Source organism: Actinoallomurus sp. CA-142502 (genome assembly GCF_050936355.1).
In the GTDB taxonomy this organism is placed as follows: Bacteria; Actinomycetota; Actinomycetes; order Streptosporangiales; family Streptosporangiaceae; genus Actinoallomurus; species Actinoallomurus iriomotensis.
The window spans coordinates 635,272-658,178 of record NZ_JBNJMY010000001.1 but is presented as its reverse complement, the minus strand read 5'-3'; the positions used below and the strand labels follow the sequence as shown (position 1 = coordinate 658,178).

The window sequence follows — 22,907 nt, the reverse complement described above, 5'->3', positions numbered from 1 at the left end:
GCGTTCGAGGTTATTGCTCTACACTGCGGTGCTATGACGGTCGAGGGCTCCGTCTCATCCGTGGCTCCCCCGGCGCTCGTCGTGCGGACCACGGGGACGGTCCGTACGCTCCAGCCCGGTGGGTCCTATCAGGTCGGCCGCGATCCGGCCGCCGACATCACTGTGGACGATGCCCGGGTGTCGTGGCGGCACGGTGTGCTGCGCACCGATGACAACGGCTGGATCTTCGAGGACCTGGGCAGCACCAACGGCACGTTCGTTGGCGGCCACCGGATCCGGCGCGCGGGCATCGAGGGCGAGATCCTCCTCTCGCTGGGCCACGTGACGAGCGGTGTCCAGTTGGCCTGCTCGGTTCCGCCGATGATGGACCAGCGGACCGGCGTCGACCGTGAGCCGACCTCGATCATCCAGGTACGGACCCGGCGGCTGCGGATCGGCCGTGCGCCCGACAACGACATCGTGCTGCCCGATCTGATCGTCTCCCGGTACCACGCGGAACTGCGCGAGGTCGCCGGCGGCCGGCACGAGATCGTCGATCTGGGCGGCCATAACGGCACCTTCGTCAATGGGCGACGCGTCACTTCGGCGGTGCTGAACAATACTGACATCGTCGGTATCGGACGCGCCACTTTTCGCCTGGTCGGGAATGAACTAAGGGAATTCGACGACACCGGCGACGTCTCGCTGATCGCCCAGGACCTCGTCGTACGGACCGCCAAGGGCAAGGTCCTGCTCGACCACGTGAGCTTCCCGATCCCGGAGCGGTGCCTCGTCGGCGTCATCGGTCCGAGCGGCGCGGGCAAGTCCACCCTGCTCGGCGCGGTGACCGGCACGCGTCCGGCCACCGAGGGCAGCGTCCAGTACGACCACCGCGACCTCTACACGCACTATCCGGAGCTGCGGCACCGCATCGGCCTGGTTCCGCAGGAGGACATCCTGCACACCCAGTTGCCCACGCGGCGGGCGCTGCGGTACGCCGCGGAGCTGCGGTTCCCCGGCGACACCAGCGGGGCCGAACGCGACCGCCGCGTGGATGAGGTGCTGGAGGAGCTGGGCCTGACGCCGCACGCGCAGACGCGCGTCGACCGGCTGTCCGGCGGCCAGCGCAAGCGCGTGAGCGTGGCGCTCGAACTCCTGACCAAGCCGTCGCTGCTGTTCCTGGACGAGCCGACGTCCGGCCTGGACCCCGGGCTGGACAAGTCCGTCATGGAGATGATGCGCGACCTGGCGCACGACGGCCGCACCATCGTCGTCGTGACGCACAGCGTCGCCAACCTCGACACCTGCGACCGGCTGCTCGTCCTCGTCCCCGGCGGGCGGGTGGCCTTCTACGGGCCGCCGTCGGAGGGGCTGACGTTCTTCGGCAAGAACAGCTGGGCCGAGGTCTTCCAGGCGTTCGACCGCGAACCGGGCCGCGACTGGGCCACGGAGTTCCAGGTCTCGCCGCTGTACGCCCAGTACGTCGTGTCCGGTCTCGACGGCGGGCTGAACGGGCGGAGGCGCGACGTGTCGCCGCCGTCCAAGCCGCCACGCCGGCAGGGCCGCCTGGCCCAGCTCGGCACGCTGTGCCGCCGCTACCTGGCCGTCATCGGCTCCGAACGCAGCTACCTCGCGGTGCTCGGCATCCTGCCGGTCGTGGTCGGCGCGCTGATCCGCGCGGTGCCGGCCCAGTACGGCCTGGCCGGGCCGCCGGGCAAGAACGCCGACGCCGCCTCACTGCTGCTGACGCTGGTCATCGGCGCGGTCTTCGTCGGCGCCGCCAACGCCGTACGCGAACTGGTCAAGGAGCGCGCCATCTACCGGCGCGAACGCGCGGCGGGCCTGTCGTCGGGCGTCTACCTGCTGTCCAAGATCCTCATCCTCGGGCTGATCACCGGTGTCCAGTCCGTGCTGCTGGTCATCATCGGCATGGCGGGCCGCCGGATGCCGGCGCACGGCGCGGTGACCTCTCCGCTTCTCGAACTGATCCTCGCGATGGCCGGGCTGGCGATCGTGTCGATGGCGATGGGCCTGCTCATCTCGGCGGCGGTGAGCACGTCGGAGAAGACCATGCCGCTGCTGGTGCTGGTGTCGCTGGCGCAGGTCATCCTGTGCGGTGCGCTGGTCGCGCTGCCCGGCAAGATCGGCCTCGAACAGCTCGCCTGGCTCGCGCCCTCCCGCTGGGGCATGGCCGCCACCGCCGCGACCGTCGACCTGAACCACCTACAGCCGCCGCTGCACGACACCCCGCCCGACTCGCTGTGGCGGCACACCCGAGGGGCGTGGATCAAGGACATGGGCGTGCTGGCCGGCCTCGGCCTGACCTTCCTCGTCATCGCCTGGTGGCGCCTCGAACGCCTGCGCCCCGGCCGCCGTACCCGGCTCTGACCGGCGGGCCGCTCAACGGCGGATCCGGGCGATCCGCACCCGCTCACCGTCCGCCGATGAACGCGGACGCGGGGACGAACAGCTCATGACCGGTGGTGAAGCGAACGCGCACTCCGGCGGCCGTCCACTCGGACGTCCGAACCGCGAAGGTTCCGCCGAAGGTGGGTGTGATGTCGACCATGTGTCCGTAGGACAGGCTCGGATCGCTGCCGATCACAAGGTGGTACGACGTGCCGTGGAGCAGTGTCCGTTCGCGGTAGAGACCCAGGTGGTGTTCGTACCCGTCCTGATAGCGCACCGTCGATGGCTGGTCCTCGCGGTGGACGAGCGTCGAACGCGGCCAGGTCGCCACGGCGAAGAGCGACGCGGTCAGCGCGATCCCGGCGACGGCTCCGAGGGCCAACAGACCGAGACGTCTCCCCCAGCGCGCTCCAGCTGCTGCCATAGGGGGACTTTAGCCACTTCCGCCCCGGCTCATGGTCAGGTCGTCGGAGGCTGCGAATCCCGGCGGCGCAGGGTGAGCAGGGCGACGTCGTCCGCCACGATCTCGCGGCCGATGAGGGACAACATCACCTCGGCGCAGACTCTCTCAGGCGGACCCGGCACGACCGCTTCGCACAACCGGCGAAGGTTCGTGTCGATCGGCACGTCCCGCCGCTCGATGAGCCCGTCGGTGTAGAAGCACAGCACGGCCCCGGCGGGGATCTCCACCGTGGCCACGTCGCGTCGCGGATCGGGATCGATCCCGATGAGGACACCGGACCGCAGATCGACCGTGTCGCTGGGGCCGTCCGGGACGGACAGGACCGGCGGCCAGTGGCCGGCCGAGGCGATCCTCGCCCACTCCAACCGCGGATGGCACACGGCGTACGCCACCGTGGCGATGGCGCCGGGTTCGAAGTGCTGCATCTTGCGGTCGAGCTTGTCCAGGACCGCCGCCGGATCGCTGGTCTCCAGCGCGTACGCCCGGAGGGCGCTGCGCATGCGGCCCATCACCACCGCGGCGTTCAGCCCGTGCCCGGCGACGTCGCCCATCACCACGCCCAGTTCGCCGGAGGGAAGGGTGAACACGTCGTACCAGTCTCCGCCGACCGTGGACGCGCCCGGGCTGTAGCGCGCCGCCATCTCGACGCCGGGAATGTGGGGAAGGGCGGTGGGTACCAGGCTTTGCTGGAGCGCACCGGCCGCGGCACGCTCCGCGCCCATCGTCAGGGACCGCGCCGCCTGCGCGGCCCGGTCGGCGGCGAGTTGCAACAGCGCGATCTCGTGGTCGGTGAAGTGCCGGGGGTTGAACTTGCCGACGTGCAGCACGCCCACCAGTTCGCCTTCGGCCACGAGGGGCACACCGAGCAGCGAGTGGAGGCCGCGCTGCACCAGCAGCGGGTTGACCACATGCGCGGAGTCGACCGTCTGGAGCTGCACCGGCTTTCGCTCGGCCGCCACCCGCCCGGCGAAGCCCTGGCCGACCGGGACGACCACGCGCTGGCGCACCTCCTCCTCGATCCCCTTCGCCGCGGTCGCGACGAGCCGCGTGCGGGATGAGTCGACCAGCAGGACGACCGCCGTGTCGACGTCAAGGATCTCGCGAAGCCGCTCCAACAGCTCGCTGAGCAGGTCTTCACTCGTCATCAGCGACAGTGCGGTGTCGGTGATCGACTGGATCTGCCGCAGTCGATCCTCCGCCGCGGACCCGATGCCAGAAGACGTTGCCACCCGACAAGAGTAGGTGGTGCTCATACGTCCCGTTGCCTCCTGCCTGCGCCTCCGGAATCGCCGTTACTGGACCGTCGCAGTCGACTGCGGAGCGTGACGAAACAGGCGTCTCTCTGTTACCGCAGGTCACTCTGAGCGAGGGCGATCCGGAGCCGTCGCAGCCGTACCGGGTCGGCGATCACGTCCACGGCGGTCACGCGGTCGCCGTCGACCTCGACCCGCAGGACGAGCAGCAGCCGCCCACGCGGGGCGACGACGAGGCCGATCTCGCCGTCCACCAGCGCCAGGTCGGCGACGCGTGCCCTGGCCGTGTTGGTGAGCGTCTCCTCGGCGATCCGCCGCGCTCCCCGTACCTCGCCCTCGCCGCCCGGCGCGACGCGATCCGTCCGCCGTACGACGTCCGGGGCCAGCACCGCGAGCAGCGCCTCCAGGTCACCGGCGCGCGAGGCGGCGAGGAAGGCGCCCACGACCTCCCGCTGCCGTACGAGGTCGGCGGCGGGAACGGCGGGCGTGCCGTGCATCCGCCGGCGGGCGCGGCTCGCGAGTTTCTTGGCCGCGACCGTCGACCGCTCCAGGATCGCGGCGATGTCGGCGAACGGCACGGCGAACAGGTCGTGGAGGACGAACGCGACGCGTTCCGCGGGGCCGAGCGTGTCGAGCACGACGAGGAGGGCGAGCCCGACGGACTCGGCCAGCACCGCCTCGTCCTCCGGGTCGGCGCCGGGCGCGGACGACGCGACCGGCTCGGCGGTGAGCTCCTCGTCCCGGCGCCGCCGGACCCGGAGCATGTCGAGGCAGACCCGGCCGACGATCGTGGTCAGCCAGCCCGTCACGTTGGCGATCTCGCCGATGTCGGTGCGGGAGGCTCGCAGCCAGGTCTCCTGAACCGCGTCGTCGGCCTCGTCGAGCGAGCCGAGCATGCGGTACGCGACCGCCCGCAGATGGCCGCGGTCGGTGTCGAACCGCTCCGCCAGCCGTACTTCCGTCTCCATGGGTCACCTTTCCGCGCCAGGCGTCGTCATAGCGGTGACCGAAGAGAAGAGGACTGATGATCCACTACGAGAACGGCGCGGCGCGGCGCGCACCATCCTATGGGGGAGCTCGATGACCGGCTTGCTGCACCTGGACTCGAGTCATTCCGGCGACTCGGTGAGCAGGCGGCTGAGCTCGCTGTTCGCCGAGACCTGGCGGGAGCGGAACGGCGAGGCCGGGTACCGGTACCGGGACCTGGCCGCCGACCCGGTCCCGCTGATCAGCCCGGCCTACTGCGCTCTGGGCCGCCGGGTCGAACGGCACGGCTACGTCTCCCCCGCCAAGGTTCCGTCGCTGGTGGAGGGCGCGGCGGAGGGACGCGAATGGGCGCTGACACTGCCGCTGATCGAGGAGTTGCTGGCGGCGGACACCGTGCTGGTCGGCGGCCCGATGTACAACTTCTCGGTGTCGGCCTCGCTCAAGGCCTGGATCGACCGGGTGACCTTTCCGGGCGCGTACGCCGACCCGGACAGCGGGGAGAGCCTGCTGCGCGGCACGAGAGTCGTCGTGGTCACCGCGCGGGGCGGGGCGTACGGGCCGGGCACGCCCCGCGAGGGGTTCGACTTCCAGGAGCCCTACCTGCGGACCTACTTCACCAACCTCGGTGTGGCCGAGGAGGATCTGGCGTTCGTGCACGCCGAGATGACCCTGGCGAGCCTCGTGCCGGACCTGGCCCATCTGCAGCCGGTGGCGGAACGCTCGCTGGCGGCGGCGCGGGCGGCGATCACCGACCTGGTGGCGCGGTCCTGATCCGCGCATTCCCCTCACGTGCTCGTCTCTCAGCGGCGTCGAGTGCGGGGGTGAGCGGTGCGAGCGCGGCCCGGAGCAGGTCCGGTAGCGAGCCGGACGGCACGACGAGCCAGCCGGCCGTGGAGGCCGCGGTGGTCGTCCCCAGCCACTGTTCGAGCGCGACGCGAACCGCGGCGGCCACGCTCGCCGCGAGCACGCGGGCGGTGTTCGGGTCGGTGTCGCCGAGGCGTTCGGCGATCGCGTCGGCGAGGGGATGTTCGACCGCGGTCGCGGCGTCGACGAACGTGTCGCGCAGCGCGGGGCGGGTGGTGATCAGGAGCAGCGCGTCGCGACCGGGTCCGCCCGTGGCGGTGTACTGATCCACGATCGCCTCGATGACGGCCTCGGCGAGGCCGACATCGGCGGACCGGTCGGCCACCGCCTCCGCGACCCGCGCTTCCCGCTCACCGGTGACGGCGGCGACGATCGCCTGTTCTCGGCTGGAGAAGTAGTTGTTGTAGGTCCTCGGTGAGACTCCGGCGGCCTCGGCGATGTCGTCGACGCGCACGTTCTCCGGTCCACGCTCGAGAGCCAGCCGGAGTGCCGCCGCGCGCAACGCCTCTCGGGTGGCCTGCTTCTTCTGCTCGCGCAACCCCGTCCGTCTCGTCGTCACCGTCCCAGCCTCCCACCTTTGATGCGTACACGCAAACTTGCGTGCACGCACTTTTCTTCCTAGCCTGGGCCACATGATCACAGATGTCGTCATCGTCGGCGGCGGCCCGAACGGGCTGATGCTGGCCTGCGAGCTGAGCCTGGCGGGAGTCCGGCCGGTCGTGCTGGAGCGACTGCCGGAGATGAGCGAGGAACCGAAGGCCAACGGACTGCTCGGCCAGGTCGTGAGAATGCTCGACCACCGGGGGTTGCACGAACGCCTCAGCGGCAGCCCGGAACCGCCGCAGCCGAACTCCGGGTACTTCATGTTCGGCGCGATGGGCCTGGACCTGAGCCTGCTGGAGAGCAGCCCCGTCCATGCCCTGCCGGTCCCGCAACGACGCATCGTGCAGGTCCTCCAGGAGCGCGCCGTCGAACTGGGCGTGGAGATCCGGAGGGGCCACGAGGTCGTCGGCCTGTCGCAGGACGACGACGCGGCGACCGTCGACGTCGCGGGCCCGAGCGGGGCGTACCAACTGCGCGCCCGGTTCCTGATCGGCGCGGACGGGGCACACAGCACTACCCGCAAACTCTCCGGGATCGGGTTTCCCGGCATCACCTACGACCGGATGACCGTCCGCTCAGCGCACGCGACGGTCCCGGCGGACTGGGTCGACTCCGCGACCGGTGCGCTGCACGTGCCCGGCCACGGCGCCGTTTCACCGTTCCTGCCCCACCGCACCGAGCACGGCGGGTTCTCGTACGCGCCGCTGCCCGGCCACCCTCCGTTGATCAGCGCCACTGAGTGGGGCCGATCCGAGAGCGACACTCCGATGAGCCTCGACGAGTTGCGGGCGAGCATCCGCCGCGTGCTCGGCGTCGACGTGCCGCTCGGTCCGCCGGACGGCGAGGGGCCGCACGTGCTGCGCCGGCTCACCGGCGGCAACACCCGAGTCGCCGAACGGTTCTCCGCCGGCCGGGTGTTCCTGGTCGGTGATGCCGCCCATGTGTACGGTGCGACGGGGGGAGGACCCGGGCTCAACCTCGGTCTGCAGGACGCGGTCAATCTCGGCTGGAAGCTCGCCGCCGTGATTCGCGGCAGCGCCCCGCCCGGACTGCTGAACAGCTATGAGACGGAGCGGCGAACGGCCGCCGACCGCATGATCATGAACGCGCAGGCGCAGTCGGCCCTGATCGCGCCCGGCAGTGACGTCACCGGACTGCGCGCGTTGTTCGCCGAACTGCTCCGCGACCGGAGCACCGTGCAGCGCCTCGCGGAACTCACGGCAGGCGCCGACGTCCGCTACGACATGGGCGAACCCGGAGCGCACCCGCTGACCGGCCGGTTCGCCCCGGACATCGAACTGCACACCCCGACCGGACCGGTCCGGCTGGCCGAGCTGACCAGAACCGCACGCCCCCTGCTGCTCGACCTGACCGAAGACGCATCGCTGGCGGAGACGCCCACCCTGCGGCACGGCCAGGTGGACATCGTCACCGCACGCCCGCAGGCCCTCGCGCCCACCGCCCTGCTCCTTCGACCGGACTGCTTCGTGGCCTGGGCGTCCGCGTCACCCCGACCCGATGCCACGGAGCTGGCAGCGCTCCGGGCGGCCTTGCAGCGGTGGTTCGGGGGTGATCTCAGTGCATGCCCATCGCCATCATGACGATGAGGCCGCCCACGTGGATCACGAAGACGAAGACGAGCAGCGTCACGAACAGGAACGTCGCCGGACCGTGTTCGAAGACGCGGCCCTCCTTGAGCGGCTTCTGACTCGCCTGCCGCGCCGCGATCCGCTCCTCGAATGACATGCGGGCCATGAGTCCTCCGGGCGAATTTGTACCCTAATGATTTGTACACCAACTATCATAGGGAGCATCCCGCCCTACTCGGAGGCTTCCGTGAGTGACGTTCGCGACATCGATGACCCGCTGGCGCTCGAGCGTCAGGTGTGCTTCGCGCTGGCGGTGGCGTCGCGCAACGTCATCGCGGTCTACCGGCCGCTGCTGGAGCCGATGGGCCTGACCCACCCGCAGTACCTGGTGATGCTGGCGCTCTGGGAGCGGTCGCCGTTGTCCGTGAAGGAGCTCAGCGGGCTGCTCCAGCTCGACCCGGGCACCCTGTCTCCGCTGCTCAAGCGCCTGGAGGCCAGTGGTTACGTCCGGCGTGGCCGCGACAGCGGCGACGAGCGGGTGCTGGCCGTCACGCTGACCGACGCGGGCCGCGCGCTGCGCGCGGAGGCGGAGAAGATCCCGCCGACGATCGTGGCGCGGCTCGGCATGGAGATCACCGAGCTGGAGGACCTGCACGGCGCCCTGACCCGGCTCATCGCCGCCGCGAAGAACGCCGTACGCTGACGGGCCGGCCGCACCCGCGACCGGCCCGCCGGCGGAGCGCTCAGCTCAGGTCGCGCCGCCGGAAGCCGGCCAGCCCGGCCGCGGTCAGCAGCCCCGCGACCACCACCAGCCCCACGACCGGCATCGTCCGCATCGGCGCGCCCGGCAGCTTCGGCACGTGGGTGTAAGGCGACAGGTCCATCGCCCACTGCTTGAGCTTCAGCAGCGGGCCGAGCTCGCCCAGCAGCAGGAACAGCCCGAGCAGGCCCCACGCCGCCGCGGCGAGCCGCGGCGCGAGACCGAACAGCGCCACCGTGATCCCGGCGAGGACCCAGACCGCCGGCAGCTGCACGATCGCGCTCCAGAAGATCCGCGGGAACTGGCCGCCCAGATCGTGGCTGCGCAACCCGTGGACCAGACCCACGATGACGCCTTCGAGGGCCATCAGGACCGCGGGCCCGACGACCGCGAACAGCACGTGCCCCGCCGCCCAGCCGGCCCGGCCGACCTTCGTCGCCAGGATGGGCTCGGCGAGCCGACCGGTCTCCTCCGAGCGCAGCCGGAGCACGGCCTGCACCGCGTACGCCGAGGCGAACAGCGCCATGAGGCTCATCGCCACGTTCGTGAAGGCGTCGACCATCGCCTGCCCGCCGCCGAGCTTCTCCAGCACGTCGCGTCCGCTCTTGCCGCCGACCATGTCCTCGACGTTCGCCGTCACACCGCCGATCGCCGCGCCGTACACGACGAAGCCGGCGGCCCAGGCCAGCAGCGAGCCGCGCTGCAGTCGCCAGGCGAGCCCGAGCGGACCGGCCAGGCCGGCGCCCGCCTCGGCCGGGCCGAGCCGGTCGGGCAGCAGCCCGGCGCCGATGTCCCGTCGGCCGACGAGCGCGAACGCCGCTGCGACGCAGACGGCGGAGAACACCACCGGGATGAGGAGCACCCACCAGTCGTCTCCCGCGTACGGCCGCAGGTGGGACACCCAGCCGAACGGCGAGAGCCACAGTAGCCAGGTCGGCCCGTCGTGGCCGCCCGCGTCGCCGCCCGCGCGGATCAGATAGCAGAGGCCCAGGAAAGCGATGGCCAGCCCGCTCGCCGTACGGGAGGTCGTGGTGAGCTGCGCAGTGACGGCCGCGACGGCGGCGAACACCAGGCCGACCGCGAACCAGCCGAGCGCGAAGGCGATCGAGCCGGCGGCGGGCAGGCCCAGGGCGACGAGGCCGATGGTCACGAGCACCGCGAGCACCAGATTGGTGGTCACCACGGTGATCAGCCCCGCGGTGAGCGCGGCGTACCGTCCGACGACGCCGGCGCTCACCAGTTCGAGACGGCCGGACTCCTCGTCGCCGCGCGTGTGGCGCACAGTGAGGAGAAGAGCCACCACGCCGACGAAGGCGGAGGCGACCCCGCCGACCTTCCACAGGCTCACCGACCCGACCGAGGCCGCGTCCTGCACCGGCCCGTACAGCGCCAGCATCGAGGGGTTCTTGTTCACCGACGCGGCGAAGTCGACGCGTTTGTGCAGGGTGTCGAAGGCGGCCCGGCTGCTGTAGGCCGTGCCGATCGCGGTGACGGCGAAGAGGTAGATCCAGAAGGGCACCGCGACGCGGTCGCGGCGGAAGGCCAGCTTGGTGAGCAGCCCCGTGCCCGCGAGCGCGTTCACTCCGCCGCCGCCGTCTCGTCCTCGTAGTGGCGGAGGAACAGCTCCTCCAGCGTCGGCGGCCGGCTGATCAGGCTCCGCACGCCCGCCTCGGTCAGCCGCGCGAGCACGCCGTCCAGCTTGGGGGTGTCGACCTCCAGGCTCACGCGCCGGCCCTCGATCTTCGCGTTGTGCACGCCGGGCAGGTCGGCCAGGCCGTTCGGCGGGTTGGCCAGCTCGACCGAGATCGAGGTGCGGGTGAGGTGGCGCAGGTCGGCCAGGGAGCCGGACTCGACCGTACGGCCCTTGCGGATGATGCTGACCCGGTCGCACAGCGCCTCGACCTCGGACAGGATGTGGCTCGACAGCAGGACGGTACGGCCGCTGTCGCGCTCCTCCTGCACGCATCGCTGGAAGACCTCTTCCATCAGCGGGTCCAGCCCGGAGGTCGGCTCGTCCAGGATGAGCAGCTCGGCGTCGGAGGCGAGCGCCGCGATCAGGGCGACCTTCTGCCGGTTCCCCTTGGAGTACGCCCGGCCCTTCTTGCGCGGGTCGAGCTCGAACCGCTTCAGCAGCTCGGCCTTCCGCTTGGCGTCCTGCCCGCCGCGCAGCCGCCCGAGCAGATCGATGACCTCGCCGCCGGACAGGTTCGGCCACAGGGTGACGTCGCCCGGGACGTACGCGATGCGGCGGTGCAGTGTGGCGACGTCGCGCCAGGGGTCACCGCCGAGCAGGCTCACCTCGCCGGCGTCGGCCTTCAGCAGACCCAGCAGGACACGGATGGTGGTCGACTTGCCGGCGCCGTTCGGGCCCAGGAAGCCGTGCACCTCGCCCGTCTGGACGGTGAGGTCCAGCCCGTCCAGCGCGCGGGTCCGGCCGAAGCTCTTCACCAGGCCGGATACGGATATGGCGTCTGTCATGTTCGTGAAGGTACACTAGTTTCACAAATTCGTGAAGCCAGTGAATCCGTATAAAGTAGTTGCGTCTACTAAGGGAGTGTGGTGTGGCAGAGCGGGATCCCGAGGCGGTACGGCAGTTCGTAGAGCGGTTCGCGTCCGCCCTGGTCGACGCCGGGTTCCAGCGCATGCCCGCACGTGTCTTCGCCGTGCTGCACGGCACCGACTCCGGCCGGCTCACGGCCGCCGAGATCGCCGAGCAGCTGCAGGTCAGCCCCGCGGCCGTGTCCGGCGCGGTGCGGTTCCTGATCCAGTTCAACATGATCCGGCGCGAACGCGAGCCGGGGTCGCGGCGTGACGTCTTCGTGGTCGAGAACGACTCCTGGTACGAGGCGATCGTCAACCGCGACGAGATCCTCCGCCGCTGGAGCAGCAGCGCCCGCGAGGGCATCGAGGTCCTCGGCGCCGACACTCCGGCCGGCCGGCGGATGGCCACCTCTCTGGCGTTCTTCGAGTTCATCACCGAAGAGCTGGAGGAGCTCATCGACAGGTGGCAGAAGGCCAAGGCCGAACGGCTGCCCGCCGAGGACTGACCTCGCCGCGGGCCGGCCCCGCGCGTGACCGGCCCGCGCGACGGGTCAGCAGTCCGGGATGACGGTGCCGTTCACGTCCTTGGCCTCGTCGTTGCCCCAGCGGGCCAGGTAGTAGGCCGAGACGTACGCGCCGCGCCCGCTCTTGCCGGGGAACGCGCGGTCCAGGTCGGTGCGCAGCCACCAGTGGTTGAACTGCCGGTCGTTCCCGACCTTCGCGCCCCGTACCTTGCAGTAGACGTAGTTGCGGCCCTTGTTCAGCACGCCGCGCGGCTCGGCGGTGTTCGGCCCGGCGTAGCCGGTCGCCGCCGCGAACGTCTCCACCCAGTGACGGCCCGCGGCGGGCGGCGGCGGCGTTCCCCCGTTCCCGGCGATCCGTACGGCGCCGGCGTAGTCACCGCCGAGCCGCACCGGAGCCGTACGGACGTGGGTGCCCGACTCGTAGGCCTCCACCATCTGCCCGGCGCCGAGGTAGATCGCGACGTGGTGGATGTTGCCCCGGCCCCAGAACATCAGGTCGCCCGGCAGCAGCGGCCCGGCCCCCTGGCCCGGCGCGAACCGCGCGACCGCGTGGCCCGTGTGGAACTGGTCGTTCGCGACGCCGTTCAGGATGTCGCCGCCGGTCGCCCGGTAGTAGGCGTAGCGCACCAGGCCGGAGCAGTCGAAACCCCGGCGCTGCCCGTCCTGCCTGCTGTCGGGGTCGTGACCGTCGTAGTGGCCGAAGGTCGGGCCGGGCACGGATCCGTGCCCGCCGCCCCAGGAGTACCAGACCCCGATCTGGCCGCAGGCGGCGGCGACGGCGCGCTGGGCCACCGCGGAGGCGCCCGGCGCGAGCACCCGGCACGCCGGCGCGGCCGTCGGAGCCGCCGACGCGGACGGCCCGATCGCCGCCACTGAGGCGCCGATCCCGGCGGAGACGATGACAAGACGTACGAACACGAAGATCCCCCCGAATGGTCGTGTGCGATGACCGGGTAGCGGCGGGCCGCTCCCCGGTCCCCCGACCGGTCACCGTAAGGGACTCTCCGCAGGTAGAAGCGTCACCACGCCCGTACGAGGGTCAGCTTCCCGCGGCGGTCGCGGTGGTCGCGGCGACGGTGCGCTTCGTCTGGACCGCCTTGCGTAGCGCGTCGGCCACCGGGCCGGTGTAGACCGCCAGTTCGTCCAGCGTCCGGCGGTACTCGCGGCGTTCCCGCCGGGACACCACCGTCCTGACCTCGCCGCGGGCGGCGAGCGCGAGCACCGCGGCGGTGCGCGGGTCGGTGCGCGCGGGCGACTGGCGCAGGGCGCCGCGGACGGTCTCCGCGTACTGCCTGACCGCGTGCCGGTCGCGCGGCTCCACCCGGTCGGGCAGGAGCGCCCGGTGCTCGATCGTCAGGTGGTTAGCGGCCTCCAGCTGCTCCCGTACGGCGCGGACCGTGGCGCGCTCGTGCCGGCCGATCCAGCGATGCCACGCGCGCGGCCGGTGGGCGGCGATCTGGTCCGCCAGGTCGTCGAGCACGGGATCGCCGGTGGGCCGGGCGTCCGAGGCGGCCCGGGCCCGGCCGCCGGTGTCGGTCACCCGTTCGGTCAGGTACAGCTCGGCGAGGGCGGCGGCCCGCAGCACCAGCCCGAGCTGCGAACGCGAGGTGAGCCGGTTCGTGTCGGTGTCGAAGGCCAGCAGATACATCCGCGCGGGCAGTGACTCTGGAAGCCTCATGAGCCCTCCTTCGTCGGAGAGTGATCCTGGGCCCCGTGCCTTCTGATTCGCTCGCTCCGCTCACTCATGAGCCCTCCTTCGGTGGTCGGCCCGGCCGGCGCATCCGGCCGGCGTTGCCGGGCATCCGGCCCGCGTCGCTGAGGGCGCGCCGGAGCAGGAACTCGATCTGGGCGTTGGTGCTGCGCAGCTCGTCCGACGCCCAGCGCGCGAGCGCGTCGTGGACGGCGGGATCGAGGCGGAGCAGCACCTTCTTGCGCTCGCCTCGCCCCGCCGGCCGCGCGTCATCGCCGCCGTCGGGACGCGGCTCGCGGTCCGTCACTGGCAAGTCCGGAGGAGGACCGGTCCTTTGGAGCTGGGAGGGTTTTGGACCATGGAAGAGGTGGCCCGGCATAGCCGGGACAGCCCTGAACACAAAGCGTTCATAACCGTCTTTCCGTCCTGTTCTTCCGTTCATCGTTACTGAGCTTGTGGCACTGCAAAACTTCGAACGTGCGTACGAGCTACAAGGTGCGGGCCTACCCCACCCCGGAGCAGGCGGCGGTGTTGAACCGCACGTTCGGCTGCGCACGCCTGGTATGGAACAAGGTCCTGGCATGGCGGAAGGCCCGCTATCGCGCCGAGGGGCTCAAAACCTCCTACGCCGAGACCGATCGCTATCTGACCGAGTTGAAACGCGACCCGGACCTGGCGTTCTTGTCCGAGGTGTCCTGCGTGCCGCTCCAACAGACGCTGCGGCATCAGCACAGGGCGTTCGTCAACTTCTTCGCCGGGCGTGCCCGGTATCCGAGGTACAAGTCCCGCCAGCGCAAGCAGTCGGCGACCTTCACCCGCTCGGCGTTCCGCTGGCGGGAAGGCCGCCTGTATCTGGCCAAGATGATGGACACACCGCTGGAGCTGGTGTGGTCCTGGCCGGACGTCGATCCCGCCTCGATCGAGCCGACCTCGGTGACGGTTTCGCGGGAGCCGTGCGGACGTTGGCATGTCTCCCTCGCCGTCGAAGTCGCAGACCCTGAACAGGCGTCGGCGACCGACGCGGTGGTCGGTGTGGACCTGGGTGTCAAGGACTTCGCGGTTACCTCTGACGGAGACAAGATCGCCAACGCCCGCAGACTCGCCAGGCGAGAACGTAACCTGGCCCGCTACCAGCGGCGCATGGCCCGTAAACAACCCGGGTCGAACAACCGGGCCAGGGCGAGAGCGAAGGTGGCCCGCGCACACCGTAAGGTCACCGCGTCCCGCGCGGACTTCCTGCACAAGACCAGCACCCGCCTGGTCCGCGACCACGACGTCATCGTGATCGAAGACCTGAACGTCAAGAACATGGTCCGTAACCGGCGGCTCGCCAAAGCGATCTCCGACTGCGGCTGGGGCGAATTCCGCCGTCAACTGGAGTACAAGACTGCCAAGTATGGTCGTCGCCTGATCGTGATCGACCGCTGGTACCCCAGCTCCAAGATCTGCTCGGCGTGCGGCCATCTGCTCGCCGAGCTGAGTCTTTCCACCCGGGCGTGGCGGTGCCCATCGTGTCGCACCCTGCATGACAGGGACATCAACGCGGCCAAGAACATCCTGGCGGCAGGTCTTGCCGTGTCGGCCTGTGGAGGTGACGTCAGACACCCGGGGCCTCCTCGGGCGCAGTCGCCCCTGAAGCAGGAACCCCAGCCCGCGAGGGTTGGAATTCCCGTCCTTAGGGCGGGAGTAGTCAATGGTAGAGGGAGCCGGTGTTGACGACGGGCTGGGCGTCACGGTCGCCGCAGAGCACGACGAGCAGGTTGCTGACCATGGCGGCCCGCCGCTCCTCGTCCAGGTCGACCACGTCACTGTCGGCGAGCCGGGTGAGAGCGGACTCGACCATGCCGACGGCGCCGTCGACGATCCGCTGCCGGGCGGAGACGACCGCGCCCGCCTGCTGGCGGCGCAGCATCGCCTGCGCGATCTCCGGGGCGTACGACAGGCGCGTGATGCGGGACTCGATGACCCGGACGCCCGCCGACGCGACGCGCTCGGTGATCTCCTCCGAGAGCTTGCCGGTGATCTCGTCGGCGTTCTCCCGCAGGGAGAGCAGCTCGTCGCCGTGGGCGTCGTACGGGTAGCTGCCCGCGATGTGCCGTACGGCGGTCTCGGTCTGGATGGCGACGAACTGCACGAAGTCGTCCACCTCGAAGACCGCCTTCGCCGTGTCCTCCACCTGCCACACGACGACCGCGGCCATCTCGATCGGGTTGCCGTCCGCGTCGTTGACCTTGGCGACGTCGGTCTCGTGGTTGCGGATCCGGGTGGAGATCCGCCGCCGGGTGGTCAGCGGGTTCACCCACCGCAGCCCGTCGGTGCGGACCGTGCCGGCGTACCGGCCGAGCAGCTGCACCACGCGCGCCTGCCCCGGCGCCACGGCGGTCAGCCCCGGAAGGACCAGCGCGGCGATGATGACGATCGCGATCCCGACCCCGGCGGCCACGCCCGAACCCCCGTTCGCGCCCGTGCCGATCAGTACGAACCCGACGACCAGGGCGACGATGACCCCGCCCAGCACCGGCCACCCGGACAGCCCGCGAACGTCACGCTCGGCGACCTGCGCCCTCGGCATCTCCACACTCATGACCCTCATCCTCCCTGAAGCCTTAGGCAGGAATCTAGCATAGTGATATCACTTTTCGCCCACACCTGGGCGCTCGGCGCCGCGTCGCTGATCAGCGCCCTGGCCGTGCTGAGGCCGTCCGCCTGCTCGCCGAACACGCCGCGCAGGACGTGCCCGGGTCATCGCCCGGTCAGCCGCCCAGCAGCCAGGAAGGAGCCGCCGAGTCGATCGGCAGGGCGTAGCCGTAGTTCATCGACGCCACGACCTCTTGCACCGACGTCTGCTGCAGGCGGCCGAAGGGCTGGTCCGTCCCGTCGTCGGGCGGCATCCGTTCGGGATGCACCCAGTGGCTGAGAACCTCCTGCCGTCCCTGCGCGTCGCGCGTGCCGAGGCTGGTCATGGCATGGCTGTTATTGATCATGACCACATGCCCGGCGGGGATGTCCGGCCCGCTGATTCCCATGGCCGGGTCGACCTCGAAGTGGGTGCGTTCGCCCCGGAGAAGGTGATCGTCCATCACCTTCCAGAAGGCGCACTCGGCCGGCCACGAGTCGCCTCTCTCGCGCCAGGCGGCCGACGCCGCGTCGGCCGCCTCCTCGTGTATTCGCCGCAGCGTCGCCTCGTCGACGGCACCGGCGCGATGCGCGATGTACATGACGGCGTCGGTGCAGGCCATCGTGCCGGACGGTCCGGGTTCGGGCCCGGTGCCACGCATCCAGCGGCCGAAGTCGTTGTCACGTCCCCACAGCGTCTTCTCGCTCAGCCGCCAGCCCGCCTCTTCATCCAGCTTGGTGCCGCCCTGCCAGCGGAGAGAGCCGACCATCCGCCGCCCGGTGTCCACGATCCGCCGGGCCCGCGCCTCCATCGCGGGGCTCTTGGCGAGAACGTTCTCGGCCTTGGCGGCGGCCGGACGAGGCGCCTCACGCGCATACCACTTCACGGCGTCGAACAGTCCGAGCCGCTCCGCCTCCTGGATGGCGGCCCTGCCCACAACGCTCACGAGTCCCACCTGTCATCGCCCGAACGACGGCGGCGGCGCCGTGAGTATCGAATACCACGAAGGGCCCTCTGCCGTCAGGGACGAGGCGGTGGCATGGCGGCCGGGTGCTCGGCGAGGCGTTCCAGGGCGATCCGTACGGCGGTCTCCAGCTGCGGGTCCCGGCCCGCCGCCCAGTCGTCCGGGCCCATCACCACCTCGACGTCCGGCGCGACGCCCCGGTTCTCCACGTCCCAGCCGTGGCCGTCGAACCAGGTGGCATGGCGCGGCACCGTGATCCCCGTGCCGTCCATCAGCCCGTGGGCGCCGTCGATGCCGATCACGCCGCCCCACGTACGCGTGCCGACCACCGTGCCCAGCCCGAGGGCGCGGACCGCCGCGGTGAGGACGTCGCCGTCGGAGCAGGTGTGCTCGTCGGCGAGGACGACGACCGGGCCGCGCGGCGCGTCGCGGGGGTAGCTCACCGGGCTGCGGTGACGGCCCACGTCCCAGCCCACGACGCGCCGGGCGAGCTTCTCCACGACGAGTTCGGAGACCATCCCGCCCCGGTTGCCGCGGACGTCGACGACGAGCCCCTCCTGGGCGATCTCGCTGCGCAGGTCACGGTGGAACTGCGCCCAGCCCATGCCGTCCATGTCCGGGATGTGGAGGTAACCGAGCCGGGCGCCGCCCAGCTCGCGGACGCGTGCCCGCTGCTCGGCGACCCAGGCCTGGTAGCGCAGCCGCCGGTCGGTGAACAGCGGCCGTACGACGATCCGCCGTACCGGTCCCCCGGCTCCGGGCGCGATGGTCAGCTCGGTGAGCGTGTCGTACGAGCCGGTGAGCAGCGGCCCCGGCCCGGTCAGGCCGTCCACCGGCCGGCCGTTCACCGCCACGACGGCGTCGCCGGGCCGCACCTGGGTGCCCGGCGCCGCGAGCGGGGAACGGGCGTCCGGGTCGGAGGTCTCGGCCGGCAGTATCCGGGTCACACGCCACAGCCGGTCGTCGTCGCGCTCCAGGTCGGCCCCGAGCAGTCCCAGCCACTGACCGGTCGCGCGCCGGCGGCCGTACACGTAGGCGTGGGAGGAGCCGAGTTCGCCGAGGAGGTCCCTCAGCAGGTCGGCGAAGTCGTCCGGGGTCGCGATCCGGTCCAGCAGCGGCCGGTAGCGCGCCAGCGCCCCGTCCCAGTCGACCCCGTTCATGTCCTGCGACCAGTAGTAGTCGCGCATGACCTGGCCCGCCTCGTCGTACGCGTGGCGCCACTCCACGGCCGGATCGGCGGTGACGCGCAGCCGGGACAGGTCGACCTTGGCGTCGGCGCCCTCCCCGTCGTCGGACCCGTCGGTCGCCAGCACCCGCAGGTCACCCTCGGCGATGATCACCATGCGCTTGCCGTCGCCGCTGACGCTCAGCCGGTCGGCGCCGGTCGTGATCTCCTCGCAGGTCCGTTTGGCCAGGTCGTAGCGTTCGAGCATGTTCTTGGGCCGGCTGTCGTCGTCCTGACCGCCGCCGCCCTCGCCGAGCATCCCGGTGAGCGGCCGGCGCAGCCACACCAGGCCGCCCTTGACCGCCCTCAGGTCGGAGTAGCGCGCGTCGGACACCGGAACGGGCACGACCCGTGCCGCGATGCCGTCGAGCGACACCGTGGCCGAGGTGTCCTCCTCCTTGTCGTCGTCGCTGCCCGCGGCCGGTGGCCGGCCCTCCGGTGTGGGCTCGAACGGCGACGGCGCCGCCGCGTCCAGGGGCACCAGATAGGGCCGGCAGCCGAACGGGAAGGACAGGTCGAAGAAGTGCGGGTCGAAGACCGGGTCGAACCCGCGCCAGGAGAGGAACACCAGGTGCGCCCCGTCGGTGGTGAACACCGGCTCGCTGTCGGCGAACCGGCCGTCCGTCACATCGGCGATCGTGCCGTCCGCGACCCGGGCCAGCCGGATCCGCGACAGCCGTTCGGCGCCCGCGTGCGTCCAGGCGAGCCAGGCGGAGTCGGGCGAGAACGTCAGGTCCTCGGCCGAGCCGTGCTCGTTCGAGGCGAGCTCGCGCACCTCGCCGGAGGCGACGTCGACCAGCAGCAGCCGCCCGTCGTGCGCGGCCACCGCCAGCGTGCCTCCGTCCGGCGCCGCCGCGAGCTCCTCGACCCGGCCGAGCCGCCCGGCCGCCAGCCGCCTCCGCGCGGCCGGCTGTTCCTCACCGGCCGCCGCGGCGATCTCCAGGGCGTCCCCGTCGCTCGAGTCGATGACCCACACGACCTCGCCGGTCTCGCCCAGCACCCGCGGCAGCCGGGCCCGTACGCCGGGGGCCGCGGCCAGGGCACGCGCCGGCCCGTCGCGATGGGTGATCCAGTGCACGCCGCCGTGTACCTCCACGGCGCTGGCCCGCCCGGTGTGGTCGCAGGACAGGTCCCGAACGCGCGGCGAGACCGCGTGCGGATGCCGCGCCGTACGCGGCCCGGCGAGGCGTACGTCCAGGCGGACCGGTTCGGCGTCGAGGCCGTCCACCAGCCACAGGTCCCCGGCGGCCTGGTAGACCACCCGATCGCCGTCGCCGGCGGCGTGACGAGCGTAGAAGTCCGTGGCCGCGGAGTGCCGCCGCAGATCCGTGCCGTCGGGCGCGACGGAGTACAGGCGCCCGGTCCCCTCGTGGTCGGACAGGAACGCCGGCCGGCCGGCGAACCACACCGGGCAGTCGAGATTGCCGTCGAGGTCGGCCAGAACGCGCCGGAACCCGTCGTCCGCCCGTACCCACAGCCTCCCGGTCGCACCGCCCCGGTAGCGCTTCCACGCGGCCGGCTCCTGCCCGGCGACCGTGACCAGGGCCACGGCCCCATCGGGTGCGACGTCGGCGGCGCCCACCGGCCCCCAGCCCATCGGCTCGGCGGGCTCGCCGTCCACCGGCACCGCGTACGCGTGGGTCTGGTGATAGAACGGCTGCCGCCACGAGGTCACCGCGAGGATCCGCCCGTCGGGGGTCCAGCCGCACACCTGCGTTCCGGGAGCGCCCCAATAGGTGAGCCGGCGGCTCTCGCCCCCTTCGGCCGGGGCCACGTGGACCTCCGGATCACCGTCCCGCCTGCTGGTCCAGGCCACCCACCGCCCGTCGGGCGAGAACCTCGGGTGATCGACCGGAACCTCGTCGGCGGACAGGCGCCAGGCGCGCCCGCCGGACAGCGGGGCGATCCAGACGTCGTCTTCGGCCACGAAGGTCAGCAGATCGCCCCGGACATGTGGATAACGCAAATATCCAGACGCAGTCACGGGCGTCGATGTTAAGCGTTGCCGCGCGATGGCGTACCGGTGTCCGGGACGATCTGCGGGGCTACGTGGTGGAGCACCTGGGTGACCGCGACGGGGTACTGATCGTCGATGACACCGGGTTTCTGAAGAAGGGCACCCGCTCGGCCGGGGTGCAGCGGCAGTACTCCGATACCACGGGCCGGACGGAGAACTGTCAGATCGGCACGTTCTTGGCCTATGCCGCCTCAGGTGACACGAAAGACCGGCCAGCCGATCTCGGTGCGCCACGCAGCGGGATCGCTTGTGTCACGAGGGCCGACAACGTAGACCTCCCGCACCGGCCCGGCCACCGACATCGCGTTCTCCACCACCCAGGTCCCGAGTTCGCCGTACGTGACCTCGATGCCGTCGTGCTCGCCGACGTGGGTGGTGACGGCCAGTTCCGCGGCCGGCAGAAGCGCGGGGTGCACGCGTCCGGTGCGAGGTGGCGCAGCGGTCGGCAGGTAGACGACCGCGTGACCGCGCTCCTGCTCGAAAAGGGCGTTGTCGTAGCTGCCGCCCGGCGGTCCGGTCACGGCGGCGCCGACGGCCGCCTCCAATTCGGCCATCGCGCCTGCGTACCAGGTCGCGACGTCGCGATGCCCGACTACGGCCTCCACCGCCGCGACCGTCCGGGCGGGCTCCGCACGCAGCTCGACGTCGATCGGCGCGGGGTCGGGCCGGAGCAGGCGGCGCAGCGACACGACTGCGGCCCGGGTGCGGTCGAGCACGTCCTCGAGGCGTTGCAGGTGGTCCGCGACCAGGGCCGCCCGGACACCGGGGTCGGGGGTCCGCAGGATCCGCTGCACATCGCTCAGGGGGACGTCCAGCTCGCGGAGCCGGTGGATGACCTGCGCGGTCGGGATTTGGTCGACGCCGTAGTAGCGGTAACCGGTGGTCTCGTCCACCACGGCGGGTTCCAGCAAGGCCGCCTCGTGATACCGACGCAGTGTCCGCACGCTCAAGTGGGTCAGCCGCGAGAACTCCCCGATGGTCAACATCTCCTCATTCTGAACGCTCCCTCTGGGGGAGAGTCCACGGCTTGACCCTCCCGCGCCGTGAGGTCACACGGTGGGCTCATGACACAGCACACCGATCTCCCGTCCGATCTGCTCCCGACCACCGTGCGCGAGTTCTTCGCCGCCCACGTCGTCCGCGACGCCGACACCGCCTCGTCGTTCCTCGCCGAGGATGCGGTGGTCGTCGACCAGGGCGAGACCTTCCGCGGCCGAGAGGAGGCCCAGGCGTTCCTGCGGGACGCCGGGTCCGAGTTCGAGTACACGACCGAGCAGATCGGCGCTCGCCGCATCGATGACGCCCACTGGGTGGTGACCGTGCGGCTCGAGGGCACCTTCCCGGGTGGCGTCGCCGAGCTCGACTATCGGTTCGCGCTGCGAGATGACCTCGTCGCCGAACTCGTCATCGCCGACCACTCAGCCTGACCGAACCCGCGTCACCTCGATCTTCAGTGGAGAGAAATGTCTAGTTCGGATCGCGATCGTCTCGACGGTCGCCGGGCGCTGGTCACGGGCGGTTCGAAGGGCTCGGGCAAGGCCGTTGCAGAGAGACTGCGAGAGATGGGTGCCGACGTCTACGTGACGGCGCGAACGATGCCCGACGGGTACGAGCGCCCTGACCGATTCATCGAAGCGGACATGTTGACGGTAGAAGGCACCAACGCCGTGGCCGATCGAATCGCAGAGGCCGGCGGCGCACTCGACATCCTGGTGCACGTAGTCGGAGGGGCGTCGACGCCGTCTGGTGGATTCGCGGTCATCACCGATGACCAGTGGCTCACCGAGCTGAACCTCAACCTCCTTGGAGCGGTACGGCTAGATCGAGCTCTTCTCCCGGCAATGATCGCGTCCGGGTCGGGCGTGGTGCTGCACTTCACCTCAATCCAGCGTGAACTGCCCCAATACGACGCGTCCTTGGCTTACGCAGCAGCGAAGGCCGCGCTGCGCACATACAGCAAGGGACTTGCCAATGAGCTCGCGCCGCGCGGCGTACGGGTCAACGCAATCAGCCCCGGCGGAATCGAGACCGACGCCTACGAAAGATTCGTGGACCGGATCGCCGAGGGCAACGGACTCACACGTGAAGCAGCCAAGCAGACCATCTACGACTCGCTCGGAGGAGTACCCCTGGGACGATTCGCGAACACTGAGGAGATCGCGGACCTGGTCGGGTTCCTGGTCTCGGACCGCGCATCGGCAATCGTAGGCGCCGAATACGTGATCGACGGCGGCACCGTCCCGACCGTCTGAGCCAGGCACCGGCTCCGAGGAGAACGCATGACAGCGAAAGAGCGCGGGTTTCGCGGGAGCGTCCTTCACGCTGGCGAACTTCAATGACCTGACCTGGCGAAAGTCCTCCCGCAGCACCAACAATGGTGGCCAGAGCGTCGAGGTCGCCACGTACGAACGCGACTGAGCAG

General features: G+C 71.0%; 23 protein-coding genes and 1 pseudogene. 10 read left to right on the top strand and 14 right to left on the bottom strand.

From position 1 onward, the window contains the following. The first annotated feature begins 33 nt into the window (after positions 1 to 33). Positions 34 to 2,367 (top strand): FHA domain-containing protein, encoded by a 2,334-nt coding sequence (locus ACQEV1_RS03620; protein ID WP_433391118.1) that lies wholly within the window; start codon positions 34 to 36, stop codon positions 2,365 to 2,367. A 43-nt stretch (positions 2,368 to 2,410) separates the two neighbouring features. Here ACQEV1_RS03620 and ACQEV1_RS03615 read toward each other — a convergent pair whose 3' ends face one another. The 3 genes from ACQEV1_RS03615 to ACQEV1_RS03605 all read right to left on the bottom strand — a co-directional run bounded on the left by ACQEV1_RS03615 (position 2,411) and on the right by ACQEV1_RS03605 (position 5,072). Then, positions 2,411 to 2,812 carry a hypothetical protein gene (locus ACQEV1_RS03615; protein ID WP_433391115.1) on the bottom strand — a complete coding sequence of 134 codons (402 nt, stop codon included), beginning with the start codon at positions 2,810 to 2,812 and terminating at the stop codon, positions 2,411 to 2,413. 35 nt (positions 2,813 to 2,847) lie between these two features. Then, the gene (locus ACQEV1_RS03610) at positions 2,848 to 4,080 is read right to left on the bottom strand and encodes a PP2C family protein-serine/threonine phosphatase (RefSeq protein ID WP_433391112.1); all 1,233 of its coding nucleotides are present in this window, start codon (positions 4,078 to 4,080) and stop codon (positions 2,848 to 2,850) included. 116 nt (positions 4,081 to 4,196) lie between these two features. Beyond that, positions 4,197 to 5,072 carry a sigma-70 family RNA polymerase sigma factor gene (locus tag ACQEV1_RS03605; RefSeq protein WP_433391109.1) on the bottom strand — a complete coding sequence of 292 codons (876 nt, stop codon included), beginning with the start codon at positions 5,070 to 5,072 and terminating at the stop codon, positions 4,197 to 4,199. A 112-nt stretch (positions 5,073 to 5,184) separates the two neighbouring features. On the opposite strand from ACQEV1_RS03605, the gene ACQEV1_RS03600 reads away from it, so the two are divergent. After that, positions 5,185 to 5,862, top strand: coding sequence for an FMN-dependent NADH-azoreductase (locus ACQEV1_RS03600; RefSeq protein WP_433391106.1), 678 nt, complete (start codon positions 5,185 to 5,187; stop codon positions 5,860 to 5,862). Here the strand turns inward: ACQEV1_RS03600 and ACQEV1_RS03595 are convergent. Continuing rightward, entirely contained in the window at positions 5,837 to 6,514 is a 678-nt protein-coding gene (locus tag ACQEV1_RS03595; protein WP_433391103.1) for a TetR/AcrR family transcriptional regulator, read from the bottom strand. The genes ACQEV1_RS03600 and ACQEV1_RS03595 overlap by 26 nt on opposite strands. Before the next feature lie 73 nt (positions 6,515 to 6,587). On the opposite strand from ACQEV1_RS03595, the gene ACQEV1_RS03590 reads away from it, so the two are divergent. Then, a complete protein-coding gene (locus ACQEV1_RS03590) occupies positions 6,588 to 8,159 on the top strand; it encodes an FAD-dependent oxidoreductase (RefSeq protein ID WP_433391100.1) in 1,572 nt (523 codons plus the stop codon). Here the strand turns inward: ACQEV1_RS03590 and ACQEV1_RS03585 are convergent. After that, entirely contained in the window at positions 8,134 to 8,313 is a 180-nt protein-coding gene (locus ACQEV1_RS03585) for a hypothetical protein (protein ID WP_285574641.1), read from the bottom strand. The genes ACQEV1_RS03590 and ACQEV1_RS03585 overlap by 26 nt on opposite strands. Positions 8,314 to 8,394: 81 nt before the next feature. On the opposite strand from ACQEV1_RS03585, the gene ACQEV1_RS03580 reads away from it, so the two are divergent. Next, positions 8,395 to 8,850 (top strand): MarR family winged helix-turn-helix transcriptional regulator, encoded by a 456-nt coding sequence (locus tag ACQEV1_RS03580; RefSeq protein WP_285635208.1) that lies wholly within the window; start codon positions 8,395 to 8,397, stop codon positions 8,848 to 8,850. 40 nt (positions 8,851 to 8,890) lie between these two features. On the opposite strand, the gene ACQEV1_RS03575 is transcribed toward ACQEV1_RS03580, so the two are convergent. Beyond that, positions 8,891 to 10,489 (bottom strand): ABC transporter permease, encoded by a 1,599-nt coding sequence (locus ACQEV1_RS03575; RefSeq protein ID WP_285635205.1) that lies wholly within the window; start codon positions 10,487 to 10,489, stop codon positions 8,891 to 8,893. Further along, the gene (locus ACQEV1_RS03570) at positions 10,486 to 11,385 is read right to left on the bottom strand and encodes an ABC transporter ATP-binding protein (RefSeq protein WP_285635202.1); all 900 of its coding nucleotides are present in this window, start codon (positions 11,383 to 11,385) and stop codon (positions 10,486 to 10,488) included. Before ACQEV1_RS03570 ends, ACQEV1_RS03575 begins: the two co-directional genes overlap by 4 nt. Positions 11,386 to 11,468: 83 nt before the next feature. Here ACQEV1_RS03570 and ACQEV1_RS03565 point away from each other — a divergent pair, with 83 nt between their 5' ends. Beyond that, positions 11,469 to 11,954 (top strand): GbsR/MarR family transcriptional regulator, encoded by a 486-nt coding sequence (locus ACQEV1_RS03565; protein WP_433391095.1) that lies wholly within the window; start codon positions 11,469 to 11,471, stop codon positions 11,952 to 11,954. A gap of 45 nt (positions 11,955 to 11,999) precedes the next feature. Here ACQEV1_RS03565 and ACQEV1_RS03560 read toward each other — a convergent pair whose 3' ends face one another. From ACQEV1_RS03560 to ACQEV1_RS03550, 3 genes are all read right to left on the bottom strand, one after another. Next, positions 12,000 to 12,890 carry a C40 family peptidase gene (locus tag ACQEV1_RS03560; RefSeq protein ID WP_433391092.1) on the bottom strand — a complete coding sequence of 297 codons (891 nt, stop codon included), beginning with the start codon at positions 12,888 to 12,890 and terminating at the stop codon, positions 12,000 to 12,002. Positions 12,891 to 13,011: 121 nt separating this feature from the next. Next, on the bottom strand, positions 13,012 to 13,650 hold the full coding sequence (locus ACQEV1_RS03555; RefSeq protein ID WP_433391089.1) for a GOLPH3/VPS74 family protein: 639 nt from the start codon (positions 13,648 to 13,650) through the stop codon (positions 13,012 to 13,014). Between the two features lie 64 nt (positions 13,651 to 13,714). Then, positions 13,715 to 13,969, bottom strand: coding sequence for a hypothetical protein (locus ACQEV1_RS03550; RefSeq protein WP_285635190.1), 255 nt, complete (start codon positions 13,967 to 13,969; stop codon positions 13,715 to 13,717). A gap of 170 nt (positions 13,970 to 14,139) precedes the next feature. On the opposite strand from ACQEV1_RS03550, the gene ACQEV1_RS03545 reads away from it, so the two are divergent. After that, positions 14,140 to 15,378, top strand: a complete 1,239-nt coding sequence (locus tag ACQEV1_RS03545) for an RNA-guided endonuclease InsQ/TnpB family protein (RefSeq protein ID WP_433391086.1) — start codon at positions 14,140 to 14,142, stop codon at positions 15,376 to 15,378. Here the strand turns inward: ACQEV1_RS03545 and ACQEV1_RS03540 are convergent. The 3 genes from ACQEV1_RS03540 to ACQEV1_RS03530 form a co-directional block, all read right to left on the bottom strand. Further along, a complete protein-coding gene (locus ACQEV1_RS03540) occupies positions 15,353 to 16,246 on the bottom strand; it encodes an SPFH domain-containing protein (protein ID WP_433391083.1) in 894 nt (297 codons plus the stop codon). The two genes, ACQEV1_RS03545 and ACQEV1_RS03540, sit on opposite strands and share 26 nt — an antisense overlap. 169 nt (positions 16,247 to 16,415) lie before the next feature. Then, positions 16,416 to 17,225 carry a hypothetical protein gene (locus ACQEV1_RS03535; protein WP_433391081.1) on the bottom strand — a complete coding sequence of 270 codons (810 nt, stop codon included), beginning with the start codon at positions 17,223 to 17,225 and terminating at the stop codon, positions 16,416 to 16,418. A 74-nt stretch (positions 17,226 to 17,299) separates the two neighbouring features. Continuing rightward, entirely contained in the window at positions 17,300 to 20,395 is a 3,096-nt protein-coding gene (locus ACQEV1_RS03530) for a S41 family peptidase (RefSeq protein ID WP_433391078.1), read from the bottom strand. Positions 20,396 to 20,487: 92 nt separating this feature from the next. Here ACQEV1_RS03530 and ACQEV1_RS03525 point away from each other — a divergent pair. Then, positions 20,488 to 20,676 (top strand): annotated as a pseudogene (locus ACQEV1_RS03525) (transposase); the annotation flags it as partial. Here the strand turns inward: ACQEV1_RS03525 and ACQEV1_RS03520 are convergent. Continuing rightward, complete coding sequence (locus ACQEV1_RS03520; protein WP_433391075.1) at positions 20,677 to 21,471, bottom strand: MerR family transcriptional regulator; 795 nt, start codon at positions 21,469 to 21,471, stop codon at positions 20,677 to 20,679. It abuts the pseudogene before it with no gap. A gap of 78 nt (positions 21,472 to 21,549) precedes the next feature. On the opposite strand from ACQEV1_RS03520, the gene ACQEV1_RS03515 reads away from it, so the two are divergent. The 3 genes from ACQEV1_RS03515 to ACQEV1_RS03505 all read left to right on the top strand — a co-directional run bounded on the left by ACQEV1_RS03515 (position 21,550) and on the right by ACQEV1_RS03505 (position 22,903). Next, entirely contained in the window at positions 21,550 to 21,912 is a 363-nt protein-coding gene (locus ACQEV1_RS03515) for a nuclear transport factor 2 family protein (RefSeq protein ID WP_433391072.1), read from the top strand. A 36-nt stretch (positions 21,913 to 21,948) separates the two neighbouring features. Beyond that, positions 21,949 to 22,737 (top strand): SDR family oxidoreductase, encoded by a 789-nt coding sequence (locus ACQEV1_RS03510; protein WP_433391069.1) that lies wholly within the window; start codon positions 21,949 to 21,951, stop codon positions 22,735 to 22,737. Positions 22,738 to 22,807: 70 nt separating this feature from the next. Continuing rightward, entirely contained in the window at positions 22,808 to 22,903 is a 96-nt protein-coding gene (locus tag ACQEV1_RS03505; RefSeq protein WP_433405837.1) for a DUF397 domain-containing protein, read from the top strand. Positions 22,904 to 22,907 lie beyond the last annotated feature (4 nt).

Coding starts and splice junctions, on each gene's coding strand:
- ACQEV1_RS03620 (WP_433391118.1), top strand. CDS start 34: ATGACGGTCGAGGGCTCCGTCTCATCCGTGGCTCCCCCGGCGCTCGTC.
- ACQEV1_RS03520 (WP_433391075.1), bottom strand. CDS start 21,471: ATGTTGACCATCGGGGAGTTCTCGCGGCTGACCCACTTGAGCGTGCGG.
- ACQEV1_RS03605 (WP_433391109.1), bottom strand. CDS start 5,072: ATGGAGACGGAAGTACGGCTGGCGGAGCGGTTCGACACCGACCGCGGC.
- ACQEV1_RS03570 (WP_285635202.1), bottom strand. CDS start 11,385: ATGACAGACGCCATATCCGTATCCGGCCTGGTGAAGAGCTTCGGCCGG.
- ACQEV1_RS03555 (WP_433391089.1), bottom strand. CDS start 13,650: ATGAGGCTTCCAGAGTCACTGCCCGCGCGGATGTATCTGCTGGCCTTC.
- ACQEV1_RS03540 (WP_433391083.1), bottom strand. CDS start 16,246: ATGAGTGTGGAGATGCCGAGGGCGCAGGTCGCCGAGCGTGACGTTCGC.
- ACQEV1_RS03615 (WP_433391115.1), bottom strand. CDS start 2,812: ATGGCAGCAGCTGGAGCGCGCTGGGGGAGACGTCTCGGTCTGTTGGCC.
- ACQEV1_RS03585 (WP_285574641.1), bottom strand. CDS start 8,313: ATGGCCCGCATGTCATTCGAGGAGCGGATCGCGGCGCGGCAGGCGAGT.
- ACQEV1_RS03600 (WP_433391106.1), top strand. CDS start 5,185: ATGACCGGCTTGCTGCACCTGGACTCGAGTCATTCCGGCGACTCGGTG.
- ACQEV1_RS03590 (WP_433391100.1), top strand. CDS start 6,588: ATGATCACAGATGTCGTCATCGTCGGCGGCGGCCCGAACGGGCTGATG.
- ACQEV1_RS03510 (WP_433391069.1), top strand. CDS start 21,949: ATGTCTAGTTCGGATCGCGATCGTCTCGACGGTCGCCGGGCGCTGGTC.
- ACQEV1_RS03515 (WP_433391072.1), top strand. CDS start 21,550: ATGACACAGCACACCGATCTCCCGTCCGATCTGCTCCCGACCACCGTG.